The organism is Micromonospora sp. DT53, assembly GCF_049841535.1.
In the GTDB taxonomy this organism is placed as follows: Bacteria; Actinomycetota; Actinomycetes; order Mycobacteriales; family Micromonosporaceae; genus Micromonospora.
Genome location: NZ_JBNCKM010000002.1, coordinates 1005406 through 1017673, shown reverse-complemented (window position 1 = coordinate 1017673; position 12268 = coordinate 1005406). Strand labels below are relative to the sequence as shown.

The following is a 12268-nucleotide window of genomic DNA, read 5'->3' as shown; positions in this document are numbered from 1 at the left end:
ATGCCTCGGCGCGCCCGAGGATCACAACGGAGGGGCGTTACGCGCCACTCAGCGGCTCGCTGGCGCTTCGGAGCGGGGCAGGGGTGGTTGCGGTCGAGTGGACCATTCCGAAGCCTTCTGCGGCCCGCGTAGAGGATCGACTCGTCACTCACCGCCGCGCTCGCCCACGATCGGCCTCCACTGCGTCCGCCAATCCGCCGCTCGCCGTCCACGTTCGTGCTCCGATCCGCCGATCCGCCGCTCGCCGTCCACGTTCGCCGCCCCCGTGCGCTCGATCCGCCAATCCGCCGATCCGCCGATCCGCCGCTCGCCGCCCGCGCTCGCGCCCGCCGCCCGCGCCCGCCTCCAACCGCCTCCACCGCGTCCGCCGATCCGCCGATCCGCCGATCCGCCGCTCGCCGCTCGCTGCCCGCGCCCGCCGCCAACCGCCTCCACCGCGTCCGCCGATCCGCCGCTCGCCGTCCGCGCTCGCCGCCCGCGCTCGCGTCCAATGGATCAGCCGCCTCCGACGAACCCGTCGCCCGCCGGCTACCTCGGCAGAGCGCGCCGGCGGGTTGCGGTCCCGGACATGCGAGCCAGCGCGAGCTGTCCACCCACGTAGTCCGGTGGTCTTCATCCCTGCGGTCGACATGACGCCCGGCAGGCCGAGCAAGCCGAGGACGATGCCGTCCTATCGGGCACGCCGACTCCGCGGATGGCCGGGACAGCCGCGTGTTTCACGTGAAACGTCGACGACCCGAATGCAGAACGGCCGCGCCCCCTCCGGGTAGCGCGGCCGTGGGCGAGAGGGGTGGGCTCAGTCCCCGCCCTCCTCCTGCTGTACGCCGATGATCCCGACGATCCGCTCAAGGTCGTCCACCGTCGCGAACTCGATCGTGATCTTGCCCTTGCTCCGGCCGATGTCCACCTTCACTCGGGTGTCGAACCGATCGGACAGCCGGTCTGCGAGATCGGTCAGGGCCGGCGCGTGCGCCTTGGGTCGCCGCTTCGCGGCTTGACCCTTCGCCGGTCCGTCGTTCAGTGCCAGGGCGACGATCTCCTCGGTCGCCCGGACCGACAGCCCTTCGGCCACGATCCGCAGGGCCAGCTGTTCCTGTGCCTCCGCCTCGTCGAGGCTCAGCAGAGCGCGGGCGTGCCCCGCCGACAGGATGCCGGCGGCGACTCGACGCTGCACCTGTGCGGGCAGATTCAGCAGTCGGATCGTGTTGGAGATCTGCGGGCGACTCCGGCCGATCCGGCGGGCCAACTCCTCATGGGTGGCTCCGAACTCCTCCAGCAGTTGCTGGTAGGCGGCGGCCTCTTCGAGAGGGTTCAGGTTGGCCCTGTGGATGTTCTCCAGCAGAGCGTCTCGGAGCATGGCGTCGTCACGGGTGTCCCGAACGATCGCCGGGATGCTCTCTCGCCCCACGGCCTGGGCGGCCCGCCAGCGCCGCTCGCCCATCACCAGTTCGTACTTCTCGTCGTCGAGCTGCCGCACGACGATGGGCTGAAGGAAGCCGACCTCCTGGATCGAGGTCTTCAGCTCCTCCAGGGCCTCCTCGTCGAAGACCTGGCGGGGCTGCTTGGGGTTGGGCATGATCGAGTCGACCGGGATCTCGGCGAATCGAGCACCGGGCACCGGGCTGAGCACCGGCTCCGGCTCGTGGACCGGCGCTCCGGCAGGCACCGCAGCGACGGCGACGCCGCCCGCGTCGTCCACATGCTCGATCTCCGGCTCGGCGGTCGCGGTGCCAGCGGCGGCCGGCGCCGGCCCGGTCGGGATCAGCGCCCCAAGGCCCCTACCCAGACCGCCCCGAGGACGGTTCTTCATGCCACGCCTCCCAGCGATTCGTCCGCACTACGCATTCCGGCCCACCGGCTCCTTGACGCCCCGCTCGGCGATCTCCTGGGCGGCCTCGAAGTAACTCGTGGCACCCCGCGAACCGGGATCGTAGGTCATCACCGACTGGCCGTAGCTCGGCGCCTCGGAGACCCGGACGTTGCGGGGGATGACCGCCTGGAGAACCTTGTCGCCGAAGTGGTTCCGGACGTCCTGCTCGACGGCGTCGGCCAACCGGGTGCGACGGTCGTACATGGTCAGCAGGATGGTGGAGACGTCGAGCTTCGGGTTGAGGTGCTGGCGTACCAGGTTGATGTTGTTGATCAGCTGGTTGAGCCCTTCCAGCGCGTAGTACTCGCACTGGATCGGGATCAGCACCTCCTGCGCGGCAACCAGGGCGTTGACCGTGAGCAGACCGAGCGAGGGCGGGCAGTCGATGAAGACGTAGTCGAACTCGCCCGGGTAGGCGGCGATCGCCCGGTCCAGGCGCGACTCCCGTGCCACCACCGATACCAGCTCGATCTCCGCGCCGGCCAGGTCGATGGTCGCGGGTACGCACCAGAGGTTGGGGATGCCCTCGACCGCCTGTGCCACCTCGGCCAGCGGCACGCTGTTGATCAGGCAGTCGTACACGTCGGGGATTCCGGTGTGGTGTGGGACGTTGAGCCCGGTCGAGGCGTTGCCCTGCGGGTCGAGGTCGACCACGAGCACCCGGTTGCCGTGCAGGGCGAGTGCCACCGCAAGGTTGACGGTGGTGGTGGTCTTACCCACGCCGCCCTTCTGGTTGGCGACGCACATGACCCGGGTCCGGTCCGGTCGAGGCATGGTCACCTCGCCACTGGGATTCAGGATCTGCACGGCGCGCATCGCCTCCATAGCCAACGGTGGGTCATCCTCTTCGCGCGTCGGGGTTTCACGTGAAACGTACGTGGGGTCGGCCGCCACGGCGGCCAACGACTCGGTCGAAGCGACAGGCGCGTCGGCGACCACCGGTGCGGCGTCCCGAACGACGGCCGCCGTGGGTTGGTGCGGGACCGCCGGCTCGAAGCGAACCGCCGCGGAGGTGTTGCGGCGGCCCGAGGTCGACCGCACGTCGGCGGCGTTGACCGGTCGACTCGACGTCTCCGGCGTCCGACGAACACTCGCCGGCTCTGGAACGGCCGAGCCCTCCGGCCGCCCGGCGCCCGACGCCGGGTCGAGCACTGCCGGCGGATCGCTGTCGGTAGGTCCGGTCGATGGCCCGGTCGCGCCGGGCGACCAGCTCGGGTAGTCGGTTTCACGTGAAACGGGATCGCCTGTCGACCCGGTCACGCGTGGATCGTCGTACCTGCCGTCATGCACCTGTCATCCCTGCCCGCTTCGGATGGTCGGTCCGCGCCCCGGTCAACTTGGCCGCATCCACGCCCGCAACCCGGAGCGTACGGCCCACGGGAGCGGTCGGAGACCCGCGACGTCCGTCACCCGCTCCACACTATCGACGCGCGGTCAGCCTACGGCGGACGGGCGCGGCCGGTCCACGTCGGGTTCTCATCCCCTCGTCCATCCGTACCGGTACAACGAGGCAACCCACCGGCCGGAAGCCCGATGGCGCGAAGTGTCACCCTCGGCGGGAGCGCCCGCCCCGTGCGCGCTTCTTGGCCGCCGGGCGGGCAGGGCCGACCATCCGCTCGCGCACGATCTCCACGACGGTGGTGGGTGGGTCGATCACCCCGACGCCGCAGAGCCGCACCGCCGGTTCCCCGCCGCCGAGTCGCGCCACCACCTCGGCGTGCTCCTCGATCTCGGCGGCGGCGGACGACCCCTTGAGCGCCAGCAGACGGCCACCGCGAACTGCCAGGGGAAGGCTCCAGCCCGCGAGTCGATCCAGGGGTGCGACCGCGCGCGCGGTCACCACGTCTCCGCTGATCGGCTCCCGGCCGCTCGATCCGCTGGCCGCCTCGTCGGCCCGACCGCGGAACACCCGCACCGACTTGGCCAGGCCGAGTCGTTCGACGACCTCGATCAGGAACGACGTCCGTCGGGCCAGCGGCTCGATCAGGGTGACCGTGAGGTCGGGGCGAGCGATGGCCAGCACGAGACCCGGCAGACCGGCGCCGGAGCCGACGTCGAGGACCGTCGCGCCGGACGGGATCCGTTCGGCGACCGCGGCACAGTTGAGCAGGTGCCGATCCCAGATGCGGGGGGCCTCCCGAGGGCCGATCAGACCGCGGACCACCCCGTCGGTGGCCAGCAGTTCGGCGTACGCGGCGGCCAGGTCGAGACGATCGCCGAAGAGGGTGAGCGCGGCCGGGGCCAGCTCGGGCGGCAACGCCGCGTCGGCCGGCGACGGGGTGGTGTCGGGTCCGGCCAGTTCGGCATCGGCAGCGGAGGTGGCGGGGCGGACAGCGGACGGCCCGGGCGGCGTGCCGCCCGGGCCGGACACGGCCTCGGCCGTGATGTCGTCGTGGGTCACCCGGTCAGTCCGCCGGCCGTACGACGATGCGCCGGTTCGGCTCCACACCCTCGGACTCGCTCGCCACGCCGGACATGGCGTTGACGACGTCGTGCACGCACTTGCGCTCGAACGCGGACATCGCCTCCAGGCGAACCGGCTCGCCGTACTCCTTGACCTTCTCGACGGCGTTCTTGGCGACCGCGGCGAGTTCCTTGCGGCGGTTCGCCCGGTAACCGCCGACGTCGAGCAGCAGACGGCTCGGCGTACCGGTCTGGCGGAAGACGGCGAGGCGGGTCAGCTCCTGGAGCGCCTCCAGGGTGGCGCCGCGCTGACCGACCAGATTCTGCAGCCGCTCACCGACCACCTCGACCATCGGACGGCCGGCGGCGACCAGCTCGTCAATGTCGCCGTCGTAGTCGAGGATGTCGAGCAGGCCCTCGACGTAGTCGGCGGCGATCTCGCTCTGCCGGAACAGGTCGCCCTCGCCCACAGCCTTCTTCACCCGGGTGCCAGCGGCGGTGTCGGTGTCGTCGTCCGCCTCGGTGTCATCGGCTTCGGTGTCGTCGCCGTCCACCGCGAGCGTGGTGGTCTCCTCCTCGTCCAGGGACTGCTCGGCGCGGGGGATGCTGGTCTCGGTCACGGTCTCATCTCCGTACTCGCTCGGCCGGACCGTCGGGTCCGACTGGTTTCCCGGGGCCGGCTGGAGGTCGCCGGTGCCCACGGGCACGTCTGTACGGGCAGTGTCGCCCGTGGCCGCGCGGTGCGCGGTCGGTTCCACCCGGCGCCGGCCGTACGGCGGCTGCGCGGTGCGGAACGGGCCGCCGCCGGTGGTCCGGCGGCGGCCCTCGCAGGTCAGCCCTGCCGCTTGGCGGGGCGGCTCTTCTTCGGGTTGTTCGTCGGCTTGGCGCCCGGCTTCGGCCCGGCCACCTTGGGCGCGGCCGCCTTCACCGGTGCCGGCGGGGCCGTCTTGCCACGACCGAACAGGCCACCGGACTTGGCGGGCTGCACCGGGTTGCGGCTGGCAGCGGGGGCGACGGCCTTCTTGGCGGTCACCGGCGGCGGGAACTTCCGCAGCACCCACTGCTGCTGGCCGAGGGTGAAGAGGTTGTTGGTGACCCAGTAGATGATGACGCCGATCGGGAAGATCGCGCCGGAGATCAGCAGCGACGCGGGGATGCCGTAGAGCATGAGTCGCTGGATCATCCGCTGCTGCGGGTCCTCGGCCCAGCCGGTCTTGAGGATCATCTGACGGCTGGTCAGGTAGGTGGTCGCGATCATGACCAGGACCAGGATGCCGGCGATGACCTTGACGGTGCTGCCGGTGGCGCCGAGACGGGCCAACTCGTCGGCCGTCGAGCCGAACTTGCCGGCGATCGGGGCGGTGAAGAGCTTCGCCTGCGAGGCGCTCTCGAACTGGTCGACGCTCCACCCGTACAGGGTCTTGCCCTGGTTCGCCGGGTCCAGTCGCTTCAAGGTGTGGAAGAGACCCAGGAAGACCGGGATCTGAAGGAACATCGGAAGGCAACCCATGAGCGGGTTGGCCTTCTCCTTCTTGTAGAGCTCCATCATTTCTTTCTGGAGCGTCTCCCGGTCACCCTTGTGCTTCTCCTGAAGCTCCTTGACCTTGGGCTGGAGCGCCTGCATCGCCCGCTGCGACTTGATCTGCTTGACGAAGACGGGGAACAGGATCACCCGGACGGTGACCACCAGGAAGATGATGGACAGGATCCAGGCGAAGTTGGTGCCGATCACCGCGCCGACAGGCACCCCGATGGCGTCCCAGGCAGAGTGCCAGGTCAGCAGGATCCACGAAATCGCGTAGTAGATCCAGTCGAGACTCAGACTCAATTCGGGGCTCCAGTCACATCAGCACGGCGGCGGCCGCCCGGCTCCGGCACCGGGTCATGTCCACCAGGGTGAAAGGGGTGGCAGCGCAACAGCCGCCGGACCGCCAGCGTGGCTCCCCGGAGCGCGCCGTGCCGAACGATCGCCTCCTGGGCGTACGCACTGCACGACGGGTAGAACCGACAGCGGGCCGGCAGCGCCGGACTTATCCACCGACGGTACGCGATGATGGGCGCGATCAGCACCCTGGCACCTGTTGTCCGTGGGTGTGGTCTGGTCTTCTCGGTGCCGGTCATCGGGACCGCCGCTCGCGGGGCGACCGGGCGACCGCGATGGCGGCGTCCAGGTCGGTGGCGAGCCGAGGGTACGACGCCTCCGCCGCTGCGGGCAGCGCTCGGACGACCAGGGTGCTGCCGGCGGGTAGCGCGGTCAACCGTTCCCGGACCAGCGCCCGCAGTCGACGCCGGACCCGGTTACGGATCACCGCGTTACCGACCGCCTTGGACACGACGAAGCCGGCACGGGACGGCACGGACGACTGCTCCGCACTGTTGTCCCGTACCGGCTCCGGCGAGGTCGGTGTGCTGGGGTCGGCGGTCACCGGCACTGCCAGGTGGACCACGACGGCGCCACGTCCGGCGCGTCGGCCACCGCGAACCGCTGCGGCGAAGTCAGTGCTACGCCGCAGTCGCTGCGCGGCGGCCAGCACGACTGCCCACGTCCCCTGGACCGGCCCGGTCGGCTCAGGCCGACAGGGTGGTGCGACCCTTGGCGCGACGGCTCGACAGGATGGCACGGCCGGCACGGGTGCGCATGCGCAGCCGGAAGCCGTGGGTCTTCGCGCGCCGGCGGTTGTTCGGCTGGTAGGTGCGCTTGCTCACGTCAGGCTCTCCGTTTTCGTACGCGCCCCGCGCGACGGGATCGCCGGGGTCGTGTGGTGGTCCAGGCCACCTCGACGGTGGCCCACGATCGGTGCTGTCCGGCGGAGCGGGACCTCGGCGATGCGGGGATGCGACCGCGGACAGCAAGCACCCATCACCCTAGCAGAGGGCGAGAAAGCAACCGTTCCAGCCTACGCAGGGGTGCAATGACCGTCAAACACCCCGAGCAGCGGACAACGGGACGCGCCCGAGGCCGGAGGGCGGTTTTCGCTGATGCCGACAAGGGCGCCGCGGCGTCGCCGGTTGATGGCGCAGGGACAACGCTGTTACCGTGCCCGATTGCGGTGAGCGTCGGAAGCTCCGATCGTCGCGCAGGCAAGACCGGACAAGGCAGTGAATCGTTCGGCACGGTGAACCCGCTTCAGCGCCCGTTCAGGCAGGGGCAGGTGCCACCCGCGTCCGGCGGCGGCCACAATCGGTCGGTACACAGGCTGTGGATAACTTGTGGATGACCACCGGTCGACCGTCCGGGTGGGGGTGTTGTTCCACCCGCGAACGCGGCGGGCCCGGGACGGCCGGCTGGCAGACAGCGGCGGCCGGGAGCAGAGGCGAGGGGGTGGCACGACGGTGGCCGGTACAACCGACCTTGCCGCAGTGTGGTTAGCGGCGACCGACGAGCTCGCCGATGAGATCATCTCCGCCCAGCAGCGTGCCTATCTCCGCCTGACCCGGCTGCGAGCGATCGTCGAGGACACCGCACTGCTCTCCGTTCCGGACGCGTTCACCCGGGACGTCATCGAGTCACGGCTGCGTCCGGCGATCACCGAGGCCCTCACCCGCCGGCTCGGCCGACCGATCCAGGTCGCCGTCACCGTTCGGGTGGCCGAGGACGCCACCGGCCGACCGGCCGGCACCGTCTACCGCAGCGCCCCGGAGACCGGGCAGCTCGACATCGACGGCCCGGGCGTCGTGTCGTTCGACGACGACCAGGGTGCTCGGTCGTCGGCCGACGCGATGATCCCTGAGCAGTCACCCGCACCGCGTATGCCCGATCAGGTGGCGCCGCCCGCGCCGGCGGGTCCGCCGCTCGCGCCGCCGGTCGACGGGCATCGCTCGGGGCTGATTCCGGCCAGCAGGGACGGGCAGGAGGCGTTGTTCAGCGCCGCCTTCGCGGAGCCCATGCGTCCGCCCCGTCCGGGTCCGGACCGGCGCGGCTACGACGAGCAGGCCGCCCGCCTGGACCCACCCGGCCCGGACACCCGGCCCTACGAGCCCCGCTACCGCGAAGACTCGGCGTCACCGCGCGACCAGCACGTGATCCGCTCGCTCCCCCGGGACAGCGGAACGGACAGCGGCCCGGGCCGCAGCGCGGTGGACCATCGGGCCGGTGGTCGCGACGACCGCCGGTTGCCAGGTGCCGACACCGGTGGCAACCGGCTCAACCCGAAGTACATGTTCGAGACGTTCGTCATCGGCTCGTCCAACCGCTTCGCCCACGCGGCGAGCGTGGCGGTGGCGGAGTCGCCGGCCAAGGCGTACAACCCGCTGTTCATCTACGGGCACTCCGGGCTGGGCAAGACCCACCTGTTGCACGCCATCGGGCACTACGCCACGACGCTCGGCAACGCCCGCTCGGTCCGGTACGTCTCGACCGAGGAGTTCACAAACGACTTCATCAACTCGCTCCGGGACGACAAGACCAGCGCGTTCCAGCGGCGCTACCGCGACGTCGACATCCTGTTGATCGACGACATCCAGTTCCTGGAGAACCGCGAGCGCACCCAGGAGGAGTTCTTCCACACCTTCAACACCCTGCACAACGCCAACAAGCAGATCGTGATCACCTCCGACCGGTCGCCGCGCCAGCTCGCCACGCTCGAGGACCGGATGCGAACCCGGTTCGAGTGGGGGCTGCTGGCCGACATCCAGCCGCCCGATCTGGAGACCCGGATCGCGATCCTGCAGAAGAAGGCGGCGCAGGAGCGGATGTACGCCCCGCCGGACGTGTTGGAGTTCATCGCCTCTCGGGTGTCGAACTCGATCCGGGAGCTGGAGGGCGCGCTGATCCGGGTGACCGCGTTCGCCAGCCTGACCCGGTCGACCGTCGAGCTGTCGCTGGCCGAGGAGGTGCTTCGGGACTTCATGCCCGACGGCGCCGGTCCGGAGATCAACGCGGACCAGATCATGGCCTCGACCGCTGACTACTTCGGGGTGAGCCTGGAGGACCTGCGCGGCCAGTCCAGGTCCCGGGTGCTTGTCAACGCCCGTCAGGTGGCCATGTACCTGTGTCGGGAGCTGACCGAGCTGTCGCTGCCCCGGATCGGGCAGGCGTTCGGTGGCCGGGACCACACCACGGTGATGCACGCCGACCGCAAGATTCGCCAGCAGATGGCGGAGCGCCGTTCGCTGTACAACCAGATCGCCGAGCTGACCAACCGGATCAAGCAGAACAGCTGAGGCGTACGACCGCCGTCGCGGCGGTGCACAGCCCGGGACACGCCCGGCCGGATCTCCGGCCGGGCGCTCTTTTTTGGTCCTCCAGCTGGACTCTCGACATGGTGTAGGCCACAGCATCGAGGCCGTGACCGCCTCGACTGCCACTCGTTGTCCACAGCTCGTTATCCACCGTCGGTGGATAACTACGTTCCGTCTTTCCGTGGTTACCCACAGGCTGTGGAGAAACCCTGTGTACGAAGCTGTGGACGCCTGGGGACGACGGTCAGGTTGTCCACCGAAAACGATCAACCTGTGTACGAGCTGTTGAAGGTTCTGGGGATGACGGCAATGGTGATCTTCACCGCCGTCCACAGGCTTGGGGAGAAAGTCGGTGGATTACCGGTGGACAACCGGTGGACAACGGTGGACAACCGGCCGTCGGCGTCGGGCTGTGGACACGCAAGCCGGTTGTACCCCCGGTTCTCCACAGATAAATCACCGGTGGATAACCTGTCTGAGCTGCGCAGACTCGGCTTATCCACAGTTTGCACAGGTGCGATGAAGACGATGAGTTATCTCTTCTAAGAGAACAAAAACCAATCATCACCGTTGGGCTTTCTGTGGATCGGGCCGAACGCTGTCGGATCAGCCGGTCAGCATCGACACGATCCATGGGGTCGGGCGCACAGCCGATGTCCCCGCGCCCTAAGGTGCGATGGGTACCCGCACGGTCGGGCGGGACGGTAGGCAGCGGTCGGCATGAGAGAGTTGTCGCTGACGTCGACGCGGAGGCATTGATGAAGTTCCGAGTGGAGCGCGACGCGCTCGCCGAGGCTGTGGCGTGGACCGCGAAAAGCCTGCCCAACCGGCCATCCGTACCGGTGCTCGCCGGGGTGATGCTGCGCGTCACCGACGGCAACCTGCGGGTCTCCGGGTTCGACTACGAGGTCTCCAGCCAGGTGACCGTCGAGGTGCAGGGCGACGCCGACGGCGCCGCGCTCGTCTCCGGCCGCCTGCTCGCCGAGATCACCAAGGCGTTGCCGGCCAAGCCGGTCGACATCGCCGCGGTCGGCGCACACCTCGAGTTGGTCTGCGGCAGCGCCCGGTTCACCCTGCCCACCATGCCTGTGGAGGATTACCCCGCGCTGCCCGAGATGCCGCAGAGCGCCGGCACTGTCGACGCCGCCGCGTTCGCCACAGCTGTGTCCCAGGTGGCCATCGCGGCCGGCCGCGACGAGACGCTGCCGATGATGACCGGCGTCCGCGTCGAGCTGTCCGGCGACACGCTGTCGATGCTCGCCACCGACCGTTACCGGTTGGCGCTGCGCGAGATCCAGTGGCGGCCGGACGACCCCGAGGTGAGCATCAACGCCCTGGTGCCGGCCCGCACCCTGAACGACACCGCCAAGGCTCTCGGCCCGATCGGCGGCGAGGTCACGCTCGCCCTCGCCCAGGGCGCCGCTGGCGAGGGCATGGTCGGCCTGGCCGGCGGCACCCGACGCACCACCAGCCGTCTGCTCGACGGCGCCAACTACCCGCCGGTGCGGTCGCTCTTCCCGGCCACGCACAACGCCGCGGCCAGGGTGCCGGTCAGCACGCTGATCGAGGTGGTCAAGCGGGTCGCGCTGGTCGCCGAACGGACCACCCCGGTGCTGCTCAGCTTCAGCGCCGACGGCCTGGTGGTCGAGGCCGGCGGTTCCGAGGAGGCACGGGCCAGCGAGGCGATGGAGGCCACCTTCACAGGTGACCCGCTGACCATCGGCTTCAACCCGCAGTACCTCATCGACGGTCTGGCAAACCTGGGCGCCCAGACGGCCGTGCTCTCGTTCGTCGACGCCTTCAAACCCGCGGTGATCTCTCCCGCCGGCGAGGATGGCGAGGTCATTCCGGGGTACCGGTACCTCATCATGCCGATCCGCGTCTCGCGCTGATCGCGCCCAGCAACACCAGAACCACGGAGGTAGAAACACATGCAGCTCGGGCTGGTAGGACTCGGCCGTATGGGCGGCAACATGCGGGAGCGGTTGCGTTCGGCCGGGCACGAGGTGGTCGGTTTAGACCACAACGCGCAGATCAGCGACGTCACGACCGTCGCGGGCCTGGCAGAGAAGCTTGAGTCCCCGCGAGCGGTCTGGGTCATGGTGCCCGCCGGTGTCACCGACGCGACCATCGACGAACTCGCGGAGGTCCTCGGCGAGGGCGACATCATCATCGACGGTGGCAACTCGCGCTTCAGCGACGACGCGCCGCGCGCCGAGCGGCTCAACAAGCGGGGCATCGGCTACCTGGACGTCGGGGTCTCCGGTGGCGTCTGGGGCCGGCAGAACGGCTACGGGCTGATGGTCGGTGGCTCCCAGGAGCACGTGGACCGCCTGATGCCGATCTTCAACGCGCTCAAGCCGGAGGGCGAGTTCGGGTTCGTGCACGCCGGCCCGGTCGGCGCCGGGCACTACTCGAAGATGGTGCACAACGGCATCGAGTACGGGCTGATGCACGCCTACGCCGAGGGCTACGAGCTGATGGCCGCCTCGGAGCTGGTGACGAACGTGCCGGGTGTCATCAAGTCCTGGCGGGAGGGCACCGTCGTCCGTTCGTGGCTGCTCGACCTACTGGACCGGGCGCTCGACGAGGACCCGGAGCTGGCCGACCTGAGCGGTTACACGGAGGACACCGGCGAGGGCCGGTGGACGGTCGACGAGGCGGTCCGGCTGGCCGTCCCGCTGAACGTCATCACCGCGTCGCTGTTCGCCCGGTTCGCCTCGCGGCAGGACGACTCGCCCGCCATGAAGGCCGTCTCCGCGCTGCGTCAGCAGTTCGGTGGCCACGCCGTCCACAAGTCCTGAGCGGTATCCA

12 protein-coding genes are annotated in these 12268 nt (G+C 69.8%); 4 read left to right on the top strand and 8 right to left on the bottom strand.

Annotated features, from left to right (window positions below):
- Positions 1 to 796 precede the first annotated feature (796 nt).
- From ACLQ3B_RS10565 to rpmH, 8 genes are all read right to left on the bottom strand, one after another.
- A complete protein-coding gene (locus ACLQ3B_RS10565; RefSeq protein ID WP_425779520.1) occupies positions 797 to 1810 on the bottom strand; it encodes a ParB/RepB/Spo0J family partition protein in 1014 nt (337 codons plus the stop codon).
- A gap of 27 nt (positions 1811 to 1837) precedes the next feature.
- Positions 1838 to 2911: a ParA family protein gene (locus ACLQ3B_RS10560; protein WP_425779518.1), complete on the bottom strand. Its 1074-nt coding sequence runs from the start codon at positions 2909 to 2911 to the stop codon at positions 1838 to 1840.
- Between the two features lie 505 nt (positions 2912 to 3416).
- Positions 3417 to 4271, bottom strand: a complete 855-nt coding sequence (gene rsmG / locus ACLQ3B_RS10555; RefSeq protein WP_425779516.1) for a 16S rRNA (guanine(527)-N(7))-methyltransferase RsmG — start codon at positions 4269 to 4271, stop codon at positions 3417 to 3419.
- A gap of 4 nt (positions 4272 to 4275) precedes the next feature.
- A complete protein-coding gene (locus ACLQ3B_RS10550; RefSeq protein ID WP_425779514.1) occupies positions 4276 to 4893 on the bottom strand; it encodes a protein jag in 618 nt (205 codons plus the stop codon).
- 212 nt (positions 4894 to 5105) lie between these two features.
- Positions 5106 to 6095 carry a membrane protein insertase YidC gene (gene yidC, locus ACLQ3B_RS10545; RefSeq protein ID WP_425779881.1) on the bottom strand — a complete coding sequence of 330 codons (990 nt, stop codon included), beginning with the start codon at positions 6093 to 6095 and terminating at the stop codon, positions 5106 to 5108.
- A 2-nt stretch (positions 6096 to 6097) separates the two neighbouring features.
- Positions 6098 to 6394, bottom strand: coding sequence for a membrane protein insertion efficiency factor YidD (gene yidD, locus ACLQ3B_RS10540; RefSeq protein WP_425779512.1), 297 nt, complete (start codon positions 6392 to 6394; stop codon positions 6098 to 6100).
- Positions 6391 to 6807, bottom strand: a complete 417-nt coding sequence (gene rnpA, locus ACLQ3B_RS10535; RefSeq protein WP_425779510.1) for a ribonuclease P protein component — start codon at positions 6805 to 6807, stop codon at positions 6391 to 6393. The genes yidD and rnpA overlap by 4 nt, the downstream gene beginning before the upstream one ends.
- 34 nt (positions 6808 to 6841) lie before the next feature.
- Positions 6842 to 6979: a 50S ribosomal protein L34 gene (gene rpmH / locus ACLQ3B_RS10530; protein WP_007453904.1), complete on the bottom strand. Its 138-nt coding sequence runs from the start codon at positions 6977 to 6979 to the stop codon at positions 6842 to 6844.
- A 504-nt stretch (positions 6980 to 7483) separates the two neighbouring features.
- On the opposite strand from rpmH, the gene dnaA reads away from it, so the two are divergent.
- From dnaA to gnd, 4 genes are all read left to right on the top strand, one after another.
- Positions 7484 to 9436 (top strand): chromosomal replication initiator protein DnaA, encoded by a 1953-nt coding sequence (gene dnaA, locus ACLQ3B_RS10525; RefSeq protein ID WP_425779508.1) that lies wholly within the window; start codon positions 7484 to 7486, stop codon positions 9434 to 9436.
- Positions 9437 to 9727: 291 nt separating this feature from the next.
- On the top strand, positions 9728 to 10000 hold the full coding sequence (locus ACLQ3B_RS10520; protein ID WP_425779506.1) for a hypothetical protein: 273 nt from the start codon (positions 9728 to 9730) through the stop codon (positions 9998 to 10000).
- A 212-nt stretch (positions 10001 to 10212) separates the two neighbouring features.
- Entirely contained in the window at positions 10213 to 11346 is a 1134-nt protein-coding gene (dnaN, locus tag ACLQ3B_RS10515) for a DNA polymerase III subunit beta (protein ID WP_124817404.1), read from the top strand.
- A gap of 39 nt (positions 11347 to 11385) precedes the next feature.
- Positions 11386 to 12258, top strand: a complete 873-nt coding sequence (gene gnd, locus ACLQ3B_RS10510; protein ID WP_425779503.1) for a phosphogluconate dehydrogenase (NAD(+)-dependent, decarboxylating) — start codon at positions 11386 to 11388, stop codon at positions 12256 to 12258.
- The last annotated feature ends 10 nt before the right edge of the window (positions 12259 to 12268 follow it).

What these genes read in the sequence shown, in the direction of transcription:
- ACLQ3B_RS10565 (WP_425779520.1), bottom strand. Translation starts at nt 1,810, where the DNA reads ATGAAGAACCGTCCTCGGGGCGGTCTGGGTAGGGGCCTTGGGGCGCTG.
- yidD (WP_425779512.1), bottom strand. Translation starts at nt 6,394, where the DNA reads ATGACCGGCACCGAGAAGACCAGACCACACCCACGGACAACAGGTGCC.
- dnaN (WP_124817404.1), top strand. Translation starts at nt 10,213, where the DNA reads ATGAAGTTCCGAGTGGAGCGCGACGCGCTCGCCGAGGCTGTGGCGTGG.
- gnd (WP_425779503.1), top strand. Translation starts at nt 11,386, where the DNA reads ATGCAGCTCGGGCTGGTAGGACTCGGCCGTATGGGCGGCAACATGCGG.